Here is a 20931-nt window from a genome sequence, read left to right on the forward strand (position 1 = left end):
CTCCCTATGCGGGCTCCCCTCCCGCAACCAGAAGTGTCATGCAGAAAATCGCATGTGACAAGATAAAATTGGAAAACGGCGCTTAGCCGGCGCGGCTGCCGCGCAATTGCGCCAAGAAGGCCGCCGCTGCGGGCGACAGCCGCTTGCCACGCGGCCATGCCACATGCCATGCGCGATCCAGCGGGAACCCCTGCACATCCAGTGCCACCAGCCGACCCAGTTCCAGTTCCAACTCGACGGTCGATCGCGACAGAACCGCGATCCCCAGCCCCGCCCGCACCGCCTGCCGGATCGCGGCATTCGCCCCCAGTTCCAGCCGCACCTTGGGCGCCCACCCTTGCGCCGCAAAGAACCGCTCGGCCGCGATCCGTGTGCCTGAGCCCGTTTCGCGCATCACGAAAGGTTCCGCAACCAGCCTGCCGGGGGCGATACCGCGTTGGTTCGCCAGCGGATGATCGGGCGGCGCCACAAGCACCAAGGGGTTCTTGGCAAAGGCAAAATGCTCTGCCTCCACCTCATCGGGCGGGGTGCCCAGAATGTAAAGATCGTCTTCATTGGCCATAAAACGTGCCAGCAACTCGCCCCGGTTGCCGACCTTCAGCGCCACCTCGATCCCCGGATGATTGCGGCAAAATTCGCCCAAAAGCGCGGGCGCATCATATTGCGCCGTCGAGACGGCAGCGAGCCGAAGCTGCCCAGCCGACAGGCCCTGCACCTCGGCCAGACGCGCCGCCATCCGTTCCATTTCGCCCAAAATCTCGCGCGCGGAAGCCAGCACCACCTCCCCCGCCTGCGTCAGGTAAAGCTGCTTGCCGATCCGCTCGATCAGCGCTGCGCCGATTTGCTCTTCCAAACTGCGCACTTGGGTAAAAACGGCAGGCTGGGTCAGATTCAAAGCCTCCGCCGCGCGGGTGTAAGAAAGCTCCCGCGCCACCGCCGCAAAGATCTGCAATTGCCGCAAGCTCGCCCGCATGAATAGCCTTTTATAAAGCCTGTATCTAAAAACTATTCATTTTTGCATAGTCTCGCAAGCGGCTAACCTTTCGTTAAGCAAATGCGTCGGAGGAGTGCCGCAGATGAATGCTCAGCCCAGAAAGACTTATGATGCCGGGGTCAAAGACTACCGCGCGACCTATTGGGAACCCAATTACACGGTGAAGGACACCGATGTTATGGCGGTGTTCAAAGTGATCCCGCAAGCCGGGGTCAGCCGCGAAGAAGCCGCCGCCGCCGTGGCCGCCGAAAGTTCGACCGGCACGTGGACCACGGTCTGGACCGACCTTCTGACCGACCTTGACCATTACAAGGGCCGCGCCTACCGCGTCGAAGATGTTCCGGGCCATGACGAGGCGTTTTATGCCTTCATCGCCTATCCGGCGGATCTGTTCGAAGAAGGCTCGGTCGTCAACGTCTTCACCTCGCTTGTGGGCAACGTCTTTGGCTTCAAAGCGGTGCGCGCGCTGCGGCTGGAAGATGTGCGCTTCCCGATTTGGTTCTTGAAAACCTGTTTCGGCCCGCCGCATGGCATTCAGGTCGAACGCGACAAGCTAGACAAATATGGCCGCCCGCTTTTGGGCTGCACGATCAAGCCCAAGCTTGGCCTGTCCGCCAAAAACTATGGCCGCGCCGTTTATGAATGCCTGCGCGGCGGGCTCGACTTCACGAAAGACGACGAAAACGTCAATTCGCAACCCTTCATGCGCTGGCGCGACCGGTTCCTGTTTTGCCAAGAGGCGATCAGCAAATCCGAAGCCGAAACCGGCGAGCGCAAGGGCCATTACATGAATGTCACCGCGCCCACGGTCGAAGACATGTTCCGCCGCGCCGAATTCGCCAAAGAGCTTGGCACGCCGATCATCATGTCGGATTACATCACGCTTGGCTGGGCCGCGCATAATTCGCTGTCCAAATGGTGCCGGGAAAACGGGATGCTTTTGCACGTCCACCGCGCCATGCATGCCGTGATTGACCGCAACCCGAACCACGGCATCAATTTCCGGGTACTGGCGAAACTGCTTCGCCTTTTGGGCGGCGATCACCTGCATTCGGGCACCGTGGTTGGCAAGCTGGAGGGCGACCGCGCGGCCACCTTGGGGTGGATCGACCTTCTGCGCGACCGTTTTGTGGCCGAAGACCGCGAGCGGGGGATTTTCTTCGATCAAGATTGGGGCTCGATGCCCGGCGTCTTCCCGGTTGCTTCGGGGGGCATTCATGTCTGGCACATGCCTGCACTGGTTTCGATTTTCGGCAATGACTCGGTGTTGCAGTTCGGCGGTGGCACTTTGGGCCACCCCTGGGGCAATGCAGCGGGCGCGGCGGCGAACCGCGTGGCGCTAGAGGCCTGCGTGCAGGCCCGCAACGAAGGCCGCCAGCTTGAAAAAGAGGGCAAAGACATCCTGACCAAAGCCGCCCAGCACAGCCCCGAACTGAAAGTGGCGATGGAGACGTGGAAAGAGATCAAGTTCGAATTCGACACGGTCGACAAGCTCGACGTGCAGCACCGCTGATCGCAAAGCCCCGCTCTTTTCGACGTTGTCCAAATATCCCGGGGGTCCGGGGGCAGCGCCCCCGGCTTGCCCGACCAAAAAGGAAAAACCATGAGCACCGTTCAAGATTACCCCTCGCGCCTATCCACGCCCGAAAGCCGCAAGATGGGCACGTTTTCCTACCTGCCGCCGATGGATGACGGCGAAATTCGCAAACAGGTGGACTGGATCGTGAAACACGGCTGGAACCCGGCGATCGAACATACAGAGCCCGAATTCGCCCGCAGCACCTACTGGTATATGTGGAAATTGCCGATGTTTGGCGAAAGCGATGTCGATGCCATCTTGGCAGAGTTGAAAGCCTGCCACGAGGCCAACCCCGGCCACCATGTCCGGCTGATCGGCTATGACAATTTCACCCAAAGCCAAGGCGCCAATATGGTCGTCTATCGCGGCGCCGCCGTGTGAAGCGACGTGCCAAGTGGTCCGCCCCCCGGCGGGCCGCACAGCGGGGAGGATGCGATGAAAGACATGATCGAAAACCATCTGGTTGCGGCAGAGCCGTGGTATCGGCCGGTCGCAGATGAGGTCGCGCTGTTTCAGGCCGCCTATGCCGCGCGGATGCCGGTGATGCTCAAAGGCCCGACCGGCTGCGGCAAAACCCGGTTTGTCGAGCATATGGCGTGGCGTCTGGGCAAGCCGCTTGTCACCGTGGCGTGCAACGAAGACATGACCGCCTCGGACCTTGTCGGGCGGTTCTTGCTCGATGCCAATGGCACCCGCTGGCAGGACGGTCCGCTTGCCTTTGCGGCGCGCCATGGTGCGATTTGCTATCTGGATGAGGTGGTCGAGGCGCGCCAAGACACGACCGTTGCGATCCACCCGCTGACCGATGGCCGCCGCGTGCTGCCGTTGGAAAAGAAAGGCGAATTGCTCAAGGCGCATCCCGATTTTCATCTCGTGATCAGCTATAACCCCGGCTACCAATCGCTGATGAAAGACCTCAAGCAATCCACCAAGCAACGCTTTGGTGCGCTGGATTTTGCGTGGCCCGAAGCTGCGGTGGAGGTTGAGATCGTCGCCCATGAGGCGGGGGTGGCGGAAGACACCGCCCAAAAACTGGTCGAGATCGGGGCCCGCGCGCGCAACCTAAAGGGCCACGGGCTGGATGAGGGCGTCTCGACCCGGATGCTGGTGCATGCGGGGCAACTCATCGCCCAAGGCGTGGCCCCGGTGGCCGCCTGCACCATGGCGATCACCCGTCCGATCACCGACGATATGGATATGCGCGATGCCCTTGATGCAGCCGTTGCCACCTTCTTCTGAAAGCCCCACCTCCCCGGGCTGCGAGGGCCTTCCTGCCGAGCATGCAGGCCTTCCCTTCTCGCTGCCTGATGCGGCGGCGAAGGCCCTCGTTCAAATGCTGCCGGAGGCACGGCGGCGGCTTTCGCCCCGCGGGCTTGATACATGGCTGCGCGGAATCGAGGCGCTTCATCAAATGGGGCGCGGCGCGGGGCCGATTGCGGCTTACGCCACGGCCATGCCGCAGGTCGCCCGCGATCTGGGCGAAGACGTTCTGGCCGAAACCACCACCGCCTGCCTTGGCTTTGCCTCGCGCACCTCTGGCGCGGTGATCGAGCGGATCTTGGAAACTGCACCCTTGGCGGCGCGACGGTTGGGCGATGCGGGGCTGTTTTTGGCCTATTTGCGGTTCTTGGAACATGTGCTGGCCCGTGCGCCGCGCGCGATCCGCCCGATGCTGGAGCATTTGGGCGAGCTGTTCGATGTGCTCACGCTTGGCGGTCTGCGCCGTTGGGCCGAGTGGGGGATCGAGGCACATCGCACCGATCCCCCCGCGCTAGAGGCTTATTTTTCGCTCGGCTCGGACGCCGCCAAAGCGGTGCTCCAATCGGAGCGCAAAGGCGTGTTGCTGGTCGATGTGCAGCGGCGCTTGGGCATGTATCTGCGCGCGCTTTGGGGGCGTGATTTCGTTTTGGTGCCGACGGCGGGCGATTATGAAACCCGTGCCGGGCTGCGCCCCTTTGCCGAAAACCGTAGGATGCATCTCCCCGATGCCTTGGACGATTGGCAGGGCGCACCGGGGCTTGATCTTTATCGCGCGCAAGTCGCACATCTGGCGGCGCATTTGGCCGTTTTGCGCGCGCCGATTTTGGCCGAAGGGCTGGGCGCGCTGGATCTTGCCTGCATCGGGTTGATCGAAGACGCACGCGCCGAAGCGCTGGCAATCCGCCGCTTCCCAAACCTGCGCGGGCTTTGGGCGCGGTTTCATAGCCAAACCGGAACCGGCATTGCCGGGGTCTTTGATCGGCTTGCCCGCGTGCTGCTGACAGGCACCGCAGAAGACGACCTGTCAAGCTGGGTTCTGGCGCAGTTCAACGCGCTGGATTTGCACGAGCCAGAGGCCACGCGGGCGCTTGGCCTGGCGCTTGCAAATCGGCTGCACAACCAGCCCTATTCCACGCATCGCGATCAGCCCTCGTGCCCCTATCGCTGTGACAACCGCGTGCTTTGGGAATTTGACGAGATCGACTGGGAAGTTCTTACCGCGCCCGCGCAAACCCGCCGCTATGTCTCGGTCAGCGAGATGGTGAATGAGGTGGAGGTCGAAACCGCAGGCGAAGATGCGCAAGAAATCTGGGTGCAATCGGCCGAGTTTTTTGACGATGATGGCACCAGTTTCAATGCGCGCGAAGGCAAGCCCGCGCTCGCGCCGCCGGTGCTGTATGAAGAGTTCGACCACCGCCTGCAGATGACCCGCCCCGCTTGGGCGACCCTGCGCGAGATGCGCCCCAAAGCGGGCAACCCGGCGACGGCCGAGGCGATTTTGGAGACCCATCGCAAAACCTCGGACAGGCTGCGGCATTTGCTGGAGGCCATGCGCCCGCAAGGCACGCAGCGCATCCGCAAGTTGGAAGATGGCGACGAGATCGACCTAGAAGCCGCAATCCGCGCGGTGAGCGATATCCGCATGGGGCGCGAGCCCGACCCGCGCGTGATGATGCGGGTGATCCGCAAAACCCGCGACACCGCTGTTTTGGTGCTGCTTGATCTGTCTGAATCCACCAATGACCCCGCGCCGGGCGGTGAAACGGTGTTGAGCCTCACCCAATCCGCCTGTCTGATCCTGTCGCAAGCGATCGACCGGGTGGGCGACCGCTTCGCGATCCATGGCTTTCAGTCGGATGGGCGCGAGAATGTGTTTTACACCCGGCTCAAGGATTTCGACACGCCTTGGGGGGCTGCCCCCAAGGCGCGGATCATGGGGGCAGAGGGCAAGCTTTCCACCCGTATGGGCACGGCGCTCCGGCACGCCACGGCGGAACTGTCGCGCCTCAAAGCCAACCGCAAACTACTGTTGGTGCTGACCGATGGCGCCCCTTCTGACATTGACGTGCGCGACCCGCATTACCTGCGCGCCGATGCCCGCGCGGCGGTTGAGGCGGCGCGGCGCGTGGGTGTGACGCCCTTTTGCCTGACGCTTGATCCTGGGGCCGATGCCTATGCGGGGCGCATTTTCGGGGCGCAAAATGTGCAGGTGTTGGAAAAGGTCGAACGGTTGCCCGAGCGGCTCCCCCTGCTTTACGCGGCGCTGACCTGCTAGCGCTTGCAATCGCCTTCGCACGGGTCTTTCATCGCCTTGGGCAGCCCCGATACGGCACCCGAAAGCGAGGAAGAACCATGCTCAAGAACATCGACCCGATCCTGACGGCAGACCTGCTTTATACGCTGCGCGCGATGGGCCACGGCGACGAGATCGTCATTGTGGATGCCAACTTTCCGGCGGAAAGCTGCGCGCAAGAACTGATCCGCATGCCCGGGCTGAGCGCCACGCAGGTGATGGATGCGATCTTGTCGGTGATGCCGCTGGATGACTTTGTGCCCGAAGCGGCTTTCCATATGGAGGTCGTGGGCGAGCCCGATGCCGAACAACCGATTTTCGCTGATTTCCGCGAAATTTTGGCCAAGCACGAAGGGCCAGAGGCGAAACTGGGCCGGGTTGAACGGTTCGATTTTTATGACCGCTCGAAAAAAGCCTTTGCCATCATCGCCACCGGCGAAACCCGGCTTTACGGCTGCCTGATCTTGAAAAAAGGCGTGATCCGGCCCGCCTGAGGCAAAAAACAAGACCGCCCGCCCCGGGAGGGAGGCGGGCGGCTGGTTGGGCCCCGGCGCAACGGGGAGGAGGGTGTTCCGCCAAGGTCTACCGCGCGATCTGTCCGCGCGATTTCTTAGGCCGTGACGCGGGCCAGCACTTTGCGCACCGCCGCGCAAATGCCGGGCACCGACAGCCCGTATTCTTCAAACAGCCATTCGGTGGAGCCGGTCGGCACAAAGCCCGGGAACCCCAGCCGTTCGACCGGCACCGGGCATTCGCCTGCGGTCAATTCGGCCACAGCCCCGCCCAAGCCGCCCCGGACCGAGGCTTCTTCGACCGTGACAATCGCCCCGGTTTCGCGCGCCGCAGCCAGAACGGCTGCCTCATCAAGCGGATTGATCGTTGCCATGTTCAGAACCCTCACCGAAAGCCCTTTGTCTGCCAGCCGGTCGGCCGCCTCGGCCGCCAGATGCACCGTGGTGCCACAAGCGATCACGGTCACATCCTCGCCCGAACGCACCAGTTCTGCCTTGCCCGGCGTAAAGACCCGACCCACGATATCCAGATCGGGCACCGGCATCCGCGACAGCCGCAGATAGACCGGCCCTTGATGCGCGGCGGCCCATTTCACCGCCTCGGCGGTTTCCCAAGCATCGGCGGGCGCGATCACCGTGATATTGGTGAGCGGACGCAACCAAGCAAAGTCTTCGATCGAATGGTGCGTTGCGCCCAACTCGCCATAGGCCACGCCGGAGGATTGGCCCACAAGTTTGACGTTGAAATTGGCGTAAGCCACATCGGCCTTCACCTGTTCAAGCGAGCGCCCGGTCAAGAAGCACGAGGCCGCCGAAACAAAGGGAATACGCCCGCCATTTGCAAGACCGGCCCCCACACCGACCATCAACTGTTCGGCAATGCCGACATTGATCAGCCGGTCGGGGAATTTCTTTTGAAACCCGCCCAGTTTCGACGAGCCGGTGGAATCGTTTACCACCGCCACGATGCGTTCGTCTTCCGCCGCCAGCGCTTCGAGCGTTTCCACCCAAGCGTTGCGGCAATCGTGCAGGCGGGGGGTGGGGCTGCCATCATGTGCCATCAGACCAACTCCTCCATCGCTTGGGCAAATTGCGCGTCATCGGGCACGCCATGGTGCCATTTCGCTTGGTTTTCCATGAAGGACACCCCCTTACCCTTGACCGTATTGGCAATCACACACAGCGGCTTGCCACGACCTCTGGGGCTCGCGGACAGCACCTCAAGCAGCGCGCCAATGTCATGGCCATCCACCATCGCGACCTCAAAGCCAAAGGCCCGGTATTTGTCATCCATCGGGTCCATCCCCGAGGTCGCCTCGGTCGATTGGCCCTGTTGCAGCCGGTTGCGGTCGATGATCAGCGTCAGGTTTTCCAGTTTGCGGAACCCCGCCGTCATCGCCGCTTCCCAGTTCGAGCCCTCTTGCTGCTCGCCATCGCCGGTCAGCACAAAGGTGCGGTAATCGGCGCCGGTCAATTGCCCCGCAATCGCGATGCCGGTGGCCACCGGGAAACCATGCCCCAAGGGGCCGGTATTGGTTTCCACGCCCGGCAAATAATTGCGGTTGGGGTGCCCGTTCAACATGGACCGCGGCTGCATATAGGTTTGCAGCCAGCTTTCGGGGAAATACCCCGCCGCGCAAAGTGCGGTGTAAAGCGCGCCCGTGGCATGCCCCTTGGACATGATGAACCGGTCGCGGTTCTCCCATTCGGGGCGGTCGGCGTCATAGCGCATGACCCCGAAATACAGTGTCGCCAGAATATCGATGGCAGAAAAATCGCCGCCGGGGTGCCCAAGCTGCGCTTTGTGGACCATGCCAAACGCGGTCCGGCGCATCCACAGCGCTTTCTCGCGGATCAGCTCCACAGTTTCGGGTTTCGTGGTCATGATATCCTCGTCAGAAACGGTGGGGGGTAAAAAGCTGCGGCTCGGGCTCGCCCCCATGGTGGTAGATCGGCCAGCCGAGATAGCGCACCACGGCCTCATTCAGCACATCGGCCACGTGGCCGCGCACCATGGCGACGTGATGTTCAAAGCCGTTGTGGCTGGCAAATTTCATCAGCTTGCGCAGCTGCGGCACCTGCGCGACAGCAATGCCGCCATCCATGCCAAAGGGATCATCGGTGAAATCCCCCTCGCCCAGATAGCATTTCAGCGTCCCATTGCGGTCATCGGTCGACAGCCGGAAATAGGTCATCGGGCCGGGCTGCACCTTGCCTTTGACCGCGCCAAAGCAATTGGACCGGCCCAAGCTTTCGCCCAGCACATCCAGTTCGCCGATCTCGGGCGTGGTGCCCAAGAAGCTTTTGGGATAGTTGCCGCAATGAGTGCAGACGCATTTGTCCGGCTCGGCCCCATAGTTATTGTTCCAATCCAAAAGCGCGGCAGGCTGACCCGAAGCCAGCGCCAGCGCATACATGGAAACGGCGCCGATCACATCGACCTCGCAGGCCGAGGGCATCAATTCCTCGCCCATCATCGACATGGTCACGCAGGTCGCGCAGCCGAAATTGTCTTGCAAGCTCCGCCAGCACTGAATGGCCGACGCATCACAGCCGTTTTCCGCGATCCAGCGGTTCACCGCGAGCGTCCATTTCGCCTGTTTGACGATCTGGCTTTGCTGGATATGGGCCGAGATTTTGCCGTAGTTTTGCAGCTTGTCGAGCTTCGCCGCCAGGTCGGGATCGTCATCGCCAATCGCGCCAGCGGCGGCCAGCAATTCCGAAAGATCGGCGGTGACAACGGTCATGCCGCTTGCTTGCAGCAGTTTTTCGGAAAACCGCATGGTTTGGAACGGGCTGGTGCGCGCGCCAATCGCACCGATACGCGCATTGCGCAGGCCCCGCACGGTGCGGCACACGCGGGCGAAACGCTCCAGATCGGCCCCGAACGCCGCGCCCCAAGTGTCGCAGGTATGCGTGGTGGTTTCGGTAAAGGGCACGCCATATTGCCAAAAGTTGTTCGACACCGAAAGCTTGCCGCAAAACGCATCGCGGCGCGAATGCACATCGACCTTGTCGATTTCATCATTCGAGGCTTGCAGCAGGATCGGCACATTCAGTTTTGCGCGGTTGACCAGTTCGGCCACGGCGATCTCGTCGCCGAAATTCGGCAAACAGATCACCAGCCCGTCGATCTCGTCGCGGTGTTCCTTGAAATGGCGCGCGTAAAGCTCGGCATCGGCAATCGATTGCACGGCCCCGTTCGCGGTGGCCTCGAACGGCAAGATCACCGCATTCACGCCGATTTTTTCAAGCTGCGCCAGCACGTCTTCGCGCGCATCCTTGCACGGCGCGGGGCTAAAGAAGGCGCGGCTGCCGATGACAACGCCAAAGGTCACCTTGCGGTGGATGTTCAGGCTCATGTCTCTCCTCCTGGCCTTGCGGCCGACATTCGCGGGAAGCCGCGCAATACCTGCGGGCTACTTTCGATTACTTTCGATTTTTTCGGTTTACGCCGAGTCGGTCCCTTGATGCAAGCTTTCCTCGCGGCATCGCACCGCATTTGGGCGCCCGACAGAATCGGCTGCAATCGCAGCATTTCGCGCCGCAGCGCCGCATTGCTCGCTAACATGCAAAATCACGCATTTACGGCAGATCAATTTTTAGGGCGAAAACCGCAAGAAAGCGCGACTAAACGAAAATACTTGACGACAAACGAGAGCCGGGCGCAGGATCAACAGGGGAGTCGCCCCACGATCGGGAGCGACGACAAGGAGGAACCCATGAACTTCAAAAGACGCCTTCTGGTGTCGGCCATGGCCGTCGCCATGACCGGTCTGATGCCGAGCTTTGCCGCGGCGGCGGACACGATCGCCATCATCACGCCCAGCCATGACAACCCGTTCTTCAAAGCCGAAGCCGATGGCGCGGCGGCGAAAGCGGCGGAACTGGGCTATGACACCATGGTTTTGGTGCATGACGACGATGCCAACAAGCAATCCGAACTGTTCGACAGCGCGATTGCGGCAGGCGTTTCGGCGATCATCCTTGATAATGCGGGGGCCGATGCCACCGTGGCCGCCGTACAAAAGGCGAAAGATGCGGGCATTCCGTCTTTCCTGATCGACCGCGAAATCACCGTTTCGGGGATTGCCATCAGCCAGATCGTGTCGAACAACTACCAAGGCGCGCAACTTGGTGGCGAGGAATTCGTCACGCTGATGGGCGAAGAAGGCAAATATGCCGAATTGCTGGGCAAGGAATCCGACACCAATGCCGGGATCCGCTCGCAAGGCTACCATGATGTGATCGACCAATATCCCGATCTGGAACTGGTCGCCCAGCAAACCGCGAACTGGTCGCAGACCGAAGCTTTCACCGTGATGGAATCGATGTTGCAGGCGCACCCGGAAATCAAGGGTGTGATCTCGGGCAACGACACCATGGCGATGGGCGCTTGGGCCGCTTTGGAAGCGGCGGGCCGCACCGATGTGATCGTGGTGGGCTTTGATGGCTCGAACGACGTGCGCGACTCGATCTTGGCGGGCGGCATCAAGGCGACCGTGCTGCAACCGGCCTATGCGCAAGCGCAGATGGCGGTGGAACAAGCCGATGCCTATCTGAAAACTGGCTCGACCGGCGTGGATGAAAAGCAGTTGATGGACTGCGTGCTGATCAACGCCGACAATGCCGCGCAGCTCGAAACCTTCGCGATTTCCGAGTGATCCGCTGAAACGACCGGCGCGCCAACCCCTTGGCGCGCCGGAGTCTACCGGGACCAAGGCCATGAAATTTGTTACCGTGACAGCCCTGTGCCTGGCGTCAGCCATGGCACTTTCGGGCTGCAAGATCGTGCCTGACACGGCTGAAGACGATGCCACCCCCGCGGCCGATGCCAGCGGCGACGCGGCGCGGATCGAAACCCTTTTGGCCGCAAGCTACGACGCCAAGCTGCTGCCGCATATCACCGCCAAGGCGCAATCGGTCACCAGCTTGCGCGGCCAGCTTGCCGCTGATTTTGCTGCGGCTGCCGCCGAACATGGCGCCTCGGGCGCGGGGGCCGGTGCGCCGGTGAACTTTGCGCTTGCCGATACCGGCACTGTGGTCGCCACCAAATTGGACAGCCGCGCCCGCACGCTGGATCTGGATGTCGATGCCGATGGCACGGCGGATGTCGTGTTGCAGCTTGGCCCCGTGGTGCGCGGCTCTGCACTGCGCGATGTGGCGCCGCAGCTTTACGACTTCACCTCGTTCCGCGACCAGATCGAATTTGCGAAACTGGGCCGCGCGCTCAATGACCGCGCCTCGGGCGGCCTTGTGATCCCCGAAGGCGATCTGATGGGCGCCACGGTTGGCTTTACCGGGGTTGTGCCGCTGAAATCCGCCAAGGACAAATGGCTTGTGACGCCGGTTGCGATTGAGGTGACGCCATGACAGAGGCGCACCCGATCGGGCTGTCGATCCGGGGCGGCGTCAAGGTTTACCCGGGCACCCGCGCGCTTAAAGGCGTGGACTTCGACCTGCGCATGGGCGCGGTCAATGTGCTGGTGGGCGAAAATGGTGCCGGCAAATCGACCCTGATGAAACTGATCGCGGGCGTGGAAGAGATGACCGAGGGCGTCATCACCATGAATGGCCGCGAAATGCATTTCCGCGACAAGGCCGATGCGGTCGCGGCGGGCATTGGCATCGTGTTTCAGGAGTTGAACCTGTTTCCCAACCTAAGCGTGGCGGAAAATATCTTTATCGGCCATGAACGCACCCGCGCGGGCATCGATATCGATACCGACACCCAGCGCGAAGAAGCCCGCAAGCTGATGGAGCGTTTGGAACAGCCCATCGATCCCGATACGATCTTGGGCACTTTGCGCATCGGCCAGCAGCAGATTGTCGAAATTGCCAAGGCGCTGGCGCTTGAGGCGAAAATCCTGATCTTGGATGAGCCCACCTCGGCGCTATCGGCCGCCGAGGTCGAGGTGCTGTTTCGGGTGATTGATGAGTTGAAAGCCCAAGGCGTGGGGATCGTTTATATCTCGCACCGGCTCGAAGAACTGATCCGGGTGGGCGATTACATCACCGTGCTGCGTGACGGCACGATCACCGGCGCGCGCTCGATGGAGGGCGTGGATATTCCGTGGATCGTGCAGGCGATGATCGGCTCGTCGTCGAAAGAATATGGCCGGACCGAAGTGACCGAATTCGGCCCCGAGATTTTCCGCGCCGAAGACATCACGCTACCCCGCACCGGCGGCGGCTACACGGTCGACCATGTGTCGCTGTCGATCCGCGCGGGCGAGATTGTCGGGCTTTACGGGCTGATGGGCGCGGGCCGGTCAGAGTTTCTGGAATGCGTGATGGCGCAGCACCCGCATTCGACCGGCAAATTCTGGGTCGAGGGCAAGCCGCTTGTCGAACGGGATGTGCCGGGCCGGATTGCGCGTGGCATCGCCCTGATCCCCGAAGATCGCAAACGCGACGGGCTTATCCAGATCATGGCGATCCGCGAAAACCTGACGCTGTCCTCGCTGCCCGCCTTCACCAAGCTGTTCCACCTCAACCTCAAACAAGAGGCGGAGCGGGCGCGCGACTTTATCAAACGCCTGACGATCAAAGTTGCCAGCCCGGAAAACCCGGTTTCGTCGCTGTCGGGCGGCAACCAGCAAAAGGTGGTGATCGGCAAGGCGCTGATGACCGGGCCGAAGGTGCTATTGATGGATGAACCCTCGCGGGGCATCGACATTGGCGCCAAGGCCGAGGTCTTCCGCACCATGCGCCGCCTTGCCGCCGAGGGCTTGGGCATTTTGTTCGTCACCTCTGACCTTGATGAGGTGCTTGCCCTGTCCGACCGTATCATTGTCATGGCGCAAGGCCGTGTGACAGGCGAATTCCCTGCGGGCACCGATGCCGCGCAGGTGATTTCCGCCACCACGCCCAATGCGCAAGTTCCGAAGGAAGCCGCCGAATGACCGCCGTTCCCGCCCCGAAAGCCGCGCAAGGATCGTCGATCCTGCTGACGTTCTTGCAAGCCCGCACCTATGTGGCGCTGATCTTGGTGTTTGGCTATTTCGCGATCATGGCGCCGAATTTCCTGTCGGTCGCCAATACGGTGATCGTGGCCAAACACGCCGCACTGACCGCGCTGTTGGCCATTGGCATGACCTTTGTCATCATCACCGGCGGGATCGACCTGTCGGTCGGCTCCACCGTCGGGCTGACAGGCATGGTCTCTGGCTGGCTGATCTTGTACGGCATCGACCCCGGCCTAGGCTGGTCGATCCAGTTCAATACCGTTGAAATTGCCCTTTTGGTGATGTGTGTGGGCATGTTTGTCGGCTGGATAAACGGGATATTGGTCACAAAGCTAAATGTGGCACCATTCATCGCCACACTTGGGATGCTGTATATCGCACGGGGCGTGGCGCTGTTGTCCTCGGGCGGGCGCACCTTCCCGAACCTGTCGGGCAACCCCGAATATGGCTCTCATACCTTCCCGATGATCGGCGCAGGCACCTTTTTGGGGCTGCCGATCCTGATCTGGATGCTGATCGTGGTGGGGCTGATCGCGGCCTATATTGCCAAACGCACGCCTTTGGGCCGCCATATCTATGCGGTGGGCGGTAATGAACGCGGCGCGGCGCTGTCGGGCGTGAAAGTCGACCGGGTGAAGATTTTTGTCTACATGTTCTCGGGCTTTTGTGCGGCGCTTGTGGGGCTTATCATTGCCTCGCAACTCAAGGCTTCGCACCCCGCCACGGGCGAGATGTTCGAGCTTAACGCCATCGCCGCCGCCGTTCTGGGGGGCACCTCGCTTTCCGGCGGGCGCGGCAAAATCTCGGGCACGATTGTCGGGGCTTTTGTAATCTCGATCTTGGTCGATGGTCTGGTGATGATGGGCGTCTCGTCCTTCTGGCAAACCGTCATCAAGGGGCTGGTGATTGTCGCCGCCGTGGTGATCGACCAAGCGCAAAGCAAGCTGCAAGCGCGCGTGGCGCTTCAACAAGAAGCGGCGGCGGGGCGCTGATACGCCCCGTTGACCGGGTCGGCCCTTCCCGCTTAGGGCTAGGACCGACCCAATCCTTATAGCTATAACCTCCAAAGGCGCTTCCGTGGCCACCAAACCCACCCCGACCCGCGAAGACAGCAATACGGGCCTTTTGTCCGAACCGCGGCGGCGTCGCATTCTGGAATGGATCGAAGAAGAGGGGTCGGCCCGGGTGCGCGATCTGGCCGGAGCGTTTCAAGTCTCGGAAGCGACGATCCGCCAAGATCTCGAAAAGCTCGAAACCGATGGGTTCATCACGCGAGAACATGGCGGGGCGTTTTTGAATGCCCCCACCTCGCCCGCCGAAGGGCTGGTGCTGCATCATCAAGAGAACATGGACAAGAAACGCCGCATCGGCGCGCTGGCCGCAGGTCTTGTGCGCGATGGCGAGACGATCATCTTGGACGCGGGCACCACCACGACAGAGGTTGCCACGCGCCTTGTGCAACGGCGCAACTTGACGGTGATCACCAACGCGCTGAATATTGCGATCATCTTGGGCTCGGTGCCGGGCACGGCGGTGCATATGCCGGGCGGCCAGTTCAAGGCGCCGACGCTGTCGCTTTCGGGGGATAAATCGGTCGAATATTTCCGCAATATCTTCGCGGGCAAGCTGTTTTTGGCCACCGCAGGCGTCGCGCTGGATGCCGGGCTGACCTATCCCAGCTTTGCCGATCTGCAACTGAAAGAAGCGATGATCCGCGCGGCCTCCCACGTCTATCTTGTGGCCGACAGCACCAAGATCAACAAAAGCTCTTTCACGCGCCTCGGCGCGCTGGAGGTGGTCCATTCCTTCATCACCGATGACGGGATTTCCGACAAAGACGCCAAGGAATTTGAAGCCCGCGGGATCGAACTTCTGATCGCCACCTGAGGGCCGCCACGCTTAGCGTAGCGACGCCTCGATATTGCCGCCATCCACCGTCATCACATGGCCGGTCGTGCGCTCGGCCTTTGCCAGCATCACGAAAGCCTCGGCCACATGGCGCGCCTCGACCTCGGCTTTCAGCAGGTTGCCGGCCATGTAGCTGCCCTCATCCAGCCCCCGCGCGGCAGAGCGCGCCGCAATCATTTCAGGCGTCAGCAGGCCCGAGCGGATGCGGTCGGCATTGATGCCATTCACGCGAATGCCCTCGCCCCCATGTTCAAGCGTCAATTGCTTGAGCAAGAAGAACAGCGTGGCTTTGGGCAAGCCATAAGCGGCAAAGCCCTTGCCCGGGTTCACCGCCTGCTTGGAGACATTGAACAGGATCTGCCCCGGTTCCGCCCCCCGGCAGCCACGCGTGCCCACCTGCGCGCGGTAAAGCGCGATGGCGGCCTGTGCAAAGGCCAGATGCGAGAAGAAGTTCAACTCGAAACTGCCGCGCAGGACCGCATCATCGAGCGTGGCAATATCACCGTTGATCGCCGCCCCCGCGTTTGACACAAGAATATCCAGCCCGCCAAAGCGCTTGGCGCAGGCGGCGACGGCCTCGGCTGCCGCGCCGGGTTGGGTGATATCACAGCCATAGCCGCCCGCATCGCGGCCAAGGTTTGCCACCGCCTGATCCAGCACCGCGCCGGGGCGGTCGACGATGAAGATCGCGGCCCCCTCGGCGGCAAAAGCCTCTGCCGTGGCCATGCCAATCGCGCCCGCGCCGCCCGTCACCAACACCACCCGGCCTGCAAGCGGTTTGGGTTTGGCGGTGCCCAACTTGGCCAGCTCCAGCGGCCAATATTCCATGTCGAACAAATCACCGGGCGTGACAGAGGCAAAGCCGCCCGCCGCCGCGCCATCGGCTTTCACCCGGCGCGATTGGTCGCCGATATCCGCCGCAATCCGTGCGGCCTTGGCATCACGCCCCACCCCCACGGCACCAATGCCCTCAAGCCAGCACAGCCCCGGCAGCGGGGTCAGCATCTCGACCGGGCCGCCGAAACGGGCTTTGTTCGCCTCGAAATAGGCCCGGTAACGGGTGACCCAAGCGGCGACCGCGTCGCGCATTGCCTCGGGCGTTTGGGCATCGCGGCGCAGCACCAGCACCTCTTCCTTGGTGCGAATGACATGGTCGGGCGTTGCCACCCCCAAATCAGCCATTTCTTCCAGATCAGGCCGTTCGCAAAACGCGCGGGTATCCTCATCATCGCGCAGATCAAGCACCGGCAGCGCCGCATCATCGGGCAATGCCGTGGCCAGCGCCCCGCGCAACGCGGACAGCACCGGTGCAACCTCTGCCACCGGCAGCGCGGCAGCGGGTTTGAGCGGCGCGGGACGGCGGTCTTGCAGCCAGGCCTCGACCGTATTGGCATGCGCAATCACCCGGTCATAGCTGGATTTCGCATCCGGCCCCCAAGTGAAATGGCCATGATTGTGCAGCAAAAGCCCCTCGCAATCCGGGTGCGCGTCAAAAGCTGCGGCTGCCGCTTTCGCCAGGCCAAAACCCGGTTTGACAAAGGGCACCAGCGCAATCCGATCGCCAAAAAGTTCACGCAAAACCGCTTCCACCTCGGGCAGGTTCGCCAGAACAAGGAAGGGCGTCGCATGGGTATGATCGACGAATTTATGCGGCACCCAAGCATGCAACAGCATCTCGACCGAGGGGTTCGGCGCGCCGGGGTCCAGAAGGTTCAGCCGTTGCAGCTTGACCAACGGCTCATCTGCCAGCGCGTCGCGCGCCTTCAACTCCAGCATCGGGGCCAGCCGCACCGCGGGCAAGCCATCGGCCGTGATCGTCGCCAGATCATGGCCCGAGCCTTTGATGTGCAGCACCTCAAGCGGATCGCCAAACAAATCGGTGCCCATGGTCTTGACCGAGGTGTTGCCCCCCCCATGCAGCACCAGATCCGGGTCTGCCCCGATCAGCCGCGAGCTATAGACCCGCTGCGCCAGATCGCTGTCACCCGCCGCGAGCGCGGCCTCGTCGCTCCAAAGATTGCGGATCATCGGGGGGCTCCTGTTTTCACGGTCTACCGGCTGGATTTCTTTACTTTTGTCACCTATCTATGTCAAACGGCGAGACCGGAGGGCGACCATGGCAGCAGGCGCGAAACGACGCAGTCTAGGGCGGGTCAGTGGCGAAAACGCCGTGATCGAGGTTGCGTGGCTGTATTACCACGATGGCCGCAACCAGCAGGAGATCGCCGAGCGTCTGGGCATTTCGCGCGCAACGGTGGTGAATTACCTGCAAGCGGCGCGCGAAACCGGCCTTATTCGCATCACCTTGGCCGCGCCCGCCTTTACCACGCATCGGCTGGCCTTGGAGTTGCGCGAGAAATTCGGGCTTGCGGGCGCATGGGTGGTGCCGGACGAGGGGCTGCCCCCCGAGGACAGTTTCACCCGCGTGGTGCGCGGCGCGGCGCAATGGCTGCCGGACCTGCTTGCCCCCGGTGACCGGCTGGGCGTGGCCTGGGGGCGCACCGTCTATGAATTGGCCGAACAGATCGAGCCGCAACAGATTGAGGATCTGACCGTGCTACAATTGGTCGGATCAATGGCAACGCCTTATGGTTTCACCGCCGAGGCCTGCTCGACCCGGCTGGCGCAGCGGCTGGGGGCGCGCTGCCTGAACCTGCATGCCCCTGCGCTCCTGAGCCGGGCCGAACTGGCGGCGGAATTGCGCGCCGAGCCGATCTTGGAACGGCAACTGAACGCGCTGAAGGGCGTGAACAAGCTGCTCTTTTCGGCGGGGACGGTCAGCGCGCAAAGCCATGTGGTCGAAAGCGGGCTCGCCAGCCCGGAAGATCTGGCCGATCATGTCGCGCGCGGCGCGGTGGGCGTGATCTGCGGGCGCTTTGTCGATGCGCAAGGTCAGGCCGTGGCAAGCCCGGCCGAAGACCGCATGATCGGCATTGCCTTGCCGCATCTGGTCGGGCTTGAAATGGGGATTTTGGTCGCGCCCGGGCTCGACAAGCTTGCCCCCAGCTTGGCCGCAATCCGGGGCGGCTATGTCACCCATCTTGCCACCTCGACCCGCGTAGCCGAGGCGCTATTGCAATCCTAAACGCGTGACGCGCCCGGGCGCCCCGGGCACAGCCGGAAACCGCTTAGTCGGCCAACATCGCCGCTTTCAGATCGGAAAACATCTTTTCCATTTCGGTGGTGTCCGCAGGGCACAGGCCCCGCTCGGTCAAAAGCCCCGTCACCAATTCGGCGGGCGTCACGTCAAAAGCCGGGTTGCGCGCAGGCGTGCCATCGGGGGAAATTTGCACCAACGCGATCTGACCATCGGCGCCGCGCCCCTGCACCAGCGTCACCTCTTCTTGATTGCGCTCTTCGATCGGGATTTCTTTCACCCCGTCATCGACGCGCCAATCGATCGTGGGCGAGGGCAGCGCCACATAAAACGGCACGCCATTGGCCTTGGCGGCCAGCGCTTTCAGATAGGTGCCGATCTTGTTGCACACATCGCCGCGCGCGGTGGTGCGGTCGGTGCCGACAATCACCATATCCACTTCGCCATGCTGCATCAGATGGCCCCCCGCATTGTCGACAATCAAAGAATGCGGAATGCCGTGGTGATTAAGCTCCCACGCGGTCAGCTGCGCGCCTTGGTTGCGGGGGCGCGTTTCATCCACAAACACATGCACCGGGATCCCCGCCTCATGCGCGTGATAAATGGGCGAGGTGGCGGTGCCCCAATCCACCGTGGCAAGCCAACCGGCGTTGCAATGGGTCAGAATATTGACGGTTTGACCGGGCTTTTTAGCGGCGATCTGCTTGATGATGTCCAGCCCATGCAGGCCGATATTACGGTTGATCTCGACATCTTCATCGCAAATATCAGAAGCGCGTTTGGCGGCAGCGGCGGCGCGTTCTGACGGGGCAAGCGGGCGCAGCACCCGCTCCATTTCATCGAGCGCCCAACGCAGGTTGATCGCGGTGGGTCGCGTTTCGTTCAGCACCTGCCAAGTTTCCGACAGCCCCGCATCCGACGGATCTTCTTGCATCGCCACCGCCACGCCCCACGCAGCAGCCGCCCCGATCAACGGCGCACCACGCACCCACATATCGCGGATCGCCACGGCGAAATCGGCGCGCGTTTTCAGCGGCACGATGCGCAATTCATGCGGCAGCCAGCGCTGGTCGATCACTTGCACCACGCCCGCGTCATCTTGCCAGATCGTGCGATAATGGGTTCCGTCGATCTTCATGCCTGCCTCCTGCGCCAAATCGGCGGCAGGATTCCCCTCCGCACAGGCAGATGTCAAACCCAAATGACAATTGAAAAGGGCGCAAGGCCACGCCTGCGACGATGGGTCATCGCGCGCGCAAAGCAAATGCCCAGCGCTTCAACGTTTCACGATCTCGGGGAGGATGGTACCGCCTCCCCGGCTCGAACGGGGGACCTCTGGATCCACAATCCAGCGCTCTAACCAACTGAGCTAAGGCGGCACTGAGGGGGCGTTTAGCGGCTGACGCGGGGGATTGCAAGAGGGAACCGGCCGCCAATTTATGCGACGAAAACGCGAAGCGCTTGCCCCCCGGGCGTGCTTTGGCTAGGCCGGGTTCAGCAAACCGCATCGGAGGCACAGATGGGGATCAACGACGAAAACGAAATGGCCGGGGATTTGCAGATCGGCCCCACCGATCAGGGCATGGTGCGAATCTTTCTGTCGGGCGAGGGGTTCGAATTTCCCTTCGATTTCGACCCGGAAGAAGCCGAGGAAATCGCCGAAGAATTGCGCGCCGCCGCCGAAGCCGCGCGCGAGATCGCCGCTGGCGCCAAATCCAAAAAACCTAAGGGAAAAAGGTAAGCCCACCGGGCAAGGCAGCCGGGGCCGGCCCGCCGTGCCCCGCCGCAGCCTCATCGCGCCCGGCCAGCCGAAAGGCTGCTGTGCGCGCAAAGACCTGCGTCATCAGCTTGCGCCGCGCAGCGGGCAGCTTCGTCTCTGGCCCCATGCGCAAAATTTCTGCCCCGAACCGATCCGCCAGGATCAAACCGCTGTCCGCCGGTAAGATTTCGGTCGGAAAATCTGGCCCCACAGCCCAAAAGAATCGGTCTGCAAACGCCAGATAGCCTTGCCACTTGCGGTCCGACGTAAAATCGGCCCGCGACGATTTGCACTCCACCACCCAAATCTCCCCCTTGCGGCCCAGCGCCATCACATCAACGCGCAGGCCCGGTTTGGGCACCACCTCGGGCAGGCAGGCAAAACCATGATCCATCAAACAGCGGGCCACGCCGCGCGCCAGGTTTTGACCGGGGGCAAGTTCCTTCACCATTCCCGAATGATGAACGAAAGAAGAACATTTGTCGAGTGCGGCATCGCGCCATTTTGACCCCGCGCGCGCCACGCGCGAGGGTCCGCGCGGTATGAGTGGCCTAAAGGTGC

General features: G+C 62.2%; 19 protein-coding genes and 1 tRNA gene. 12 read left to right on the forward strand and 8 right to left on the reverse strand.

Annotated elements, in window-relative coordinates; genetic code table 11:
- Nucleotides 1-82 precede the first annotated feature (82 nt).
- Complete coding sequence (locus CKO11_RS09400; protein WP_223637191.1) at nucleotides 83-973, reverse strand: LysR family transcriptional regulator; 891 nt, start codon at nucleotides 971-973, stop codon at nucleotides 83-85.
- 103 nt (nucleotides 974-1076) lie between these two features.
- On the opposite strand from CKO11_RS09400, the gene CKO11_RS09405 reads away from it, so the two are divergent.
- The 5 genes from CKO11_RS09405 (at nucleotide 1077) to CKO11_RS09425 (ending at nucleotide 6620) form a co-directional block, all read left to right on the forward strand.
- The gene (locus CKO11_RS09405) at nucleotides 1077-2507 is read left to right on the forward strand and encodes a form I ribulose bisphosphate carboxylase large subunit (protein WP_223637193.1); all 1431 of its coding nucleotides are present in this window, start codon (nucleotides 1077-1079) and stop codon (nucleotides 2505-2507) included.
- Nucleotides 2508-2597: 90 nt separating this feature from the next.
- The gene (locus tag CKO11_RS09410) at nucleotides 2598-2954 is read left to right on the forward strand and encodes a ribulose bisphosphate carboxylase small subunit (protein ID WP_223637195.1); all 357 of its coding nucleotides are present in this window, start codon (nucleotides 2598-2600) and stop codon (nucleotides 2952-2954) included.
- A 54-nt stretch (nucleotides 2955-3008) separates the two neighbouring features.
- Nucleotides 3009-3812 carry a CbbQ/NirQ/NorQ/GpvN family protein gene (locus CKO11_RS09415; protein ID WP_317851804.1) on the forward strand — a complete coding sequence of 268 codons (804 nt, stop codon included), beginning with the start codon at nucleotides 3009-3011 and terminating at the stop codon, nucleotides 3810-3812.
- A 94-nt stretch (nucleotides 3813-3906) separates the two neighbouring features.
- Nucleotides 3907-6108, forward strand: coding sequence for a nitric oxide reductase activation protein NorD (locus CKO11_RS09420; protein WP_223637197.1), 2202 nt, complete (start codon nucleotides 3907-3909; stop codon nucleotides 6106-6108).
- 77 nt (nucleotides 6109-6185) lie between these two features.
- Nucleotides 6186-6620: an RbsD/FucU family protein gene (locus CKO11_RS09425; RefSeq protein WP_223637200.1), complete on the forward strand. Its 435-nt coding sequence runs from the start codon at nucleotides 6186-6188 to the stop codon at nucleotides 6618-6620.
- A gap of 116 nt (nucleotides 6621-6736) precedes the next feature.
- Here the strand turns inward: CKO11_RS09425 and CKO11_RS09430 are convergent, their stop codons facing one another.
- The 3 genes from CKO11_RS09430 to CKO11_RS09440 are packed head-to-tail and all read right to left on the reverse strand — an operon-like array spanning nucleotide 6737 to nucleotide 10000.
- Nucleotides 6737-7699 carry a transketolase family protein gene (locus CKO11_RS09430; RefSeq protein WP_223637203.1) on the reverse strand — a complete coding sequence of 321 codons (963 nt, stop codon included), beginning with the start codon at nucleotides 7697-7699 and terminating at the stop codon, nucleotides 6737-6739.
- Nucleotides 7699-8523 carry a transketolase gene (locus CKO11_RS09435; RefSeq protein ID WP_223637206.1) on the reverse strand — a complete coding sequence of 275 codons (825 nt, stop codon included), beginning with the start codon at nucleotides 8521-8523 and terminating at the stop codon, nucleotides 7699-7701. Before CKO11_RS09435 ends, CKO11_RS09430 begins: the two co-directional genes overlap by 1 nt.
- A 10-nt stretch (nucleotides 8524-8533) precedes the next feature.
- On the reverse strand, nucleotides 8534-10000 hold the full coding sequence (locus CKO11_RS09440; RefSeq protein ID WP_223637209.1) for an L-fucose/L-arabinose isomerase family protein: 1467 nt from the start codon (nucleotides 9998-10000) through the stop codon (nucleotides 8534-8536).
- 360 nt (nucleotides 10001-10360) lie between these two features.
- Here CKO11_RS09440 and CKO11_RS09445 point away from each other — a divergent pair, with 360 nt between their 5' ends.
- The 5 genes from CKO11_RS09445 to CKO11_RS09465 all read left to right on the forward strand — a co-directional run bounded on the left by CKO11_RS09445 (nucleotide 10361) and on the right by CKO11_RS09465 (nucleotide 15493).
- On the forward strand, nucleotides 10361-11302 hold the full coding sequence (locus tag CKO11_RS09445; protein ID WP_223637212.1) for a D-ribose ABC transporter substrate-binding protein: 942 nt from the start codon (nucleotides 10361-10363) through the stop codon (nucleotides 11300-11302).
- A gap of 61 nt (nucleotides 11303-11363) precedes the next feature.
- Nucleotides 11364-12011, forward strand: a complete 648-nt coding sequence (locus CKO11_RS09450; RefSeq protein WP_223637232.1) for a DUF2291 family protein — start codon at nucleotides 11364-11366, stop codon at nucleotides 12009-12011.
- Entirely contained in the window at nucleotides 12008-13543 is a 1536-nt protein-coding gene (locus CKO11_RS09455; RefSeq protein ID WP_223637236.1) for a sugar ABC transporter ATP-binding protein, read from the forward strand. Before CKO11_RS09450 ends, CKO11_RS09455 begins: the two co-directional genes overlap by 4 nt.
- Nucleotides 13540-14598 (forward strand): ABC transporter permease, encoded by a 1059-nt coding sequence (locus CKO11_RS09460; protein WP_223637239.1) that lies wholly within the window; start codon nucleotides 13540-13542, stop codon nucleotides 14596-14598. Before CKO11_RS09455 ends, CKO11_RS09460 begins: the two co-directional genes overlap by 4 nt.
- An 85-nt stretch (nucleotides 14599-14683) precedes the next feature.
- Nucleotides 14684-15493 carry a DeoR/GlpR family DNA-binding transcription regulator gene (locus CKO11_RS09465; protein ID WP_223637242.1) on the forward strand — a complete coding sequence of 270 codons (810 nt, stop codon included), beginning with the start codon at nucleotides 14684-14686 and terminating at the stop codon, nucleotides 15491-15493.
- Nucleotides 15494-15505: 12 nt separating this feature from the next.
- Here CKO11_RS09465 and CKO11_RS09470 read toward each other — a convergent pair whose 3' ends face one another.
- Nucleotides 15506-17542: a bifunctional aldolase/short-chain dehydrogenase gene (locus tag CKO11_RS09470; RefSeq protein WP_223637244.1), complete on the reverse strand. Its 2037-nt coding sequence runs from the start codon at nucleotides 17540-17542 to the stop codon at nucleotides 15506-15508.
- An 88-nt stretch (nucleotides 17543-17630) separates the two neighbouring features.
- Here CKO11_RS09470 and CKO11_RS09475 point away from each other — a divergent pair, with 88 nt between their 5' ends.
- Nucleotides 17631-18599, forward strand: a complete 969-nt coding sequence (locus CKO11_RS09475; protein ID WP_223637247.1) for a sugar-binding transcriptional regulator — start codon at nucleotides 17631-17633, stop codon at nucleotides 18597-18599.
- 43 nt (nucleotides 18600-18642) lie between these two features.
- On the opposite strand, the gene mtnA is transcribed toward CKO11_RS09475, so the two are convergent.
- A complete protein-coding gene (gene mtnA, locus CKO11_RS09480) occupies nucleotides 18643-19749 on the reverse strand; it encodes an S-methyl-5-thioribose-1-phosphate isomerase (RefSeq protein WP_223637250.1) in 1107 nt (368 codons plus the stop codon).
- A gap of 164 nt (nucleotides 19750-19913) precedes the next feature.
- Nucleotides 19914-19990 (reverse strand) — tRNA-His (locus CKO11_RS09485).
- 140 nt (nucleotides 19991-20130) lie between these two features.
- Between CKO11_RS09485 and CKO11_RS09490 the strand changes: the two genes are divergently transcribed.
- On the forward strand, nucleotides 20131-20352 hold the full coding sequence (locus tag CKO11_RS09490) for a DUF6324 family protein (RefSeq protein ID WP_223637254.1): 222 nt from the start codon (nucleotides 20131-20133) through the stop codon (nucleotides 20350-20352).
- On the opposite strand, the gene CKO11_RS09495 is transcribed toward CKO11_RS09490, so the two are convergent.
- The gene (locus CKO11_RS09495; RefSeq protein ID WP_223637284.1) at nucleotides 20336-20821 is read right to left on the reverse strand and encodes an MmcB family DNA repair protein; all 486 of its coding nucleotides are present in this window, start codon (nucleotides 20819-20821) and stop codon (nucleotides 20336-20338) included. The two genes, CKO11_RS09490 and CKO11_RS09495, sit on opposite strands and share 17 nt — an antisense overlap.
- Nucleotides 20822-20931: the final 110 nt, after the last annotated feature.

This window comes from Rhodobacter sp. TJ_12, assembly GCF_020023995.1.
GTDB lineage: Bacteria > Pseudomonadota > Alphaproteobacteria > Rhodobacterales > Rhodobacteraceae > Rhodobacter.

What these genes read in the sequence shown, in the direction of transcription:
- CKO11_RS09400 (WP_223637191.1), bottom strand. Translation starts at nt 973, where the DNA reads ATGCGGGCGAGCTTGCGGCAATTGCAGATCTTTGCGGCGGTGGCGCGG.
- CKO11_RS09405 (WP_223637193.1), top strand. Translation starts at nt 1,077, where the DNA reads ATGAATGCTCAGCCCAGAAAGACTTATGATGCCGGGGTCAAAGACTAC.
- CKO11_RS09410 (WP_223637195.1), top strand. Translation starts at nt 2,598, where the DNA reads ATGAGCACCGTTCAAGATTACCCCTCGCGCCTATCCACGCCCGAAAGC.
- CKO11_RS09415 (WP_317851804.1), top strand. Translation starts at nt 3,009, where the DNA reads ATGAAAGACATGATCGAAAACCATCTGGTTGCGGCAGAGCCGTGGTAT.
- CKO11_RS09420 (WP_223637197.1), top strand. Translation starts at nt 3,907, where the DNA reads ATGCTGCCGGAGGCACGGCGGCGGCTTTCGCCCCGCGGGCTTGATACA.
- CKO11_RS09425 (WP_223637200.1), top strand. Translation starts at nt 6,186, where the DNA reads ATGCTCAAGAACATCGACCCGATCCTGACGGCAGACCTGCTTTATACG.
- CKO11_RS09430 (WP_223637203.1), bottom strand. Translation starts at nt 7,699, where the DNA reads ATGGCACATGATGGCAGCCCCACCCCCCGCCTGCACGATTGCCGCAAC.
- CKO11_RS09435 (WP_223637206.1), bottom strand. Translation starts at nt 8,523, where the DNA reads ATGACCACGAAACCCGAAACTGTGGAGCTGATCCGCGAGAAAGCGCTG.
- CKO11_RS09440 (WP_223637209.1), bottom strand. Translation starts at nt 10,000, where the DNA reads ATGAGCCTGAACATCCACCGCAAGGTGACCTTTGGCGTTGTCATCGGC.
- CKO11_RS09445 (WP_223637212.1), top strand. Translation starts at nt 10,361, where the DNA reads ATGAACTTCAAAAGACGCCTTCTGGTGTCGGCCATGGCCGTCGCCATG.
- CKO11_RS09450 (WP_223637232.1), top strand. Translation starts at nt 11,364, where the DNA reads ATGAAATTTGTTACCGTGACAGCCCTGTGCCTGGCGTCAGCCATGGCA.
- CKO11_RS09455 (WP_223637236.1), top strand. Translation starts at nt 12,008, where the DNA reads ATGACAGAGGCGCACCCGATCGGGCTGTCGATCCGGGGCGGCGTCAAG.
- CKO11_RS09460 (WP_223637239.1), top strand. Translation starts at nt 13,540, where the DNA reads ATGACCGCCGTTCCCGCCCCGAAAGCCGCGCAAGGATCGTCGATCCTG.
- CKO11_RS09470 (WP_223637244.1), bottom strand. Translation starts at nt 17,542, where the DNA reads ATGATCCGCAATCTTTGGAGCGACGAGGCCGCGCTCGCGGCGGGTGAC.
- CKO11_RS09475 (WP_223637247.1), top strand. Translation starts at nt 17,631, where the DNA reads ATGGCAGCAGGCGCGAAACGACGCAGTCTAGGGCGGGTCAGTGGCGAA.
- mtnA (WP_223637250.1), bottom strand. Translation starts at nt 19,749, where the DNA reads ATGAAGATCGACGGAACCCATTATCGCACGATCTGGCAAGATGACGCG.
- CKO11_RS09490 (WP_223637254.1), top strand. Translation starts at nt 20,131, where the DNA reads ATGGGGATCAACGACGAAAACGAAATGGCCGGGGATTTGCAGATCGGC.
- CKO11_RS09495 (WP_223637284.1), bottom strand. Translation starts at nt 20,821, where the DNA reads ATGGTGAAGGAACTTGCCCCCGGTCAAAACCTGGCGCGCGGCGTGGCC.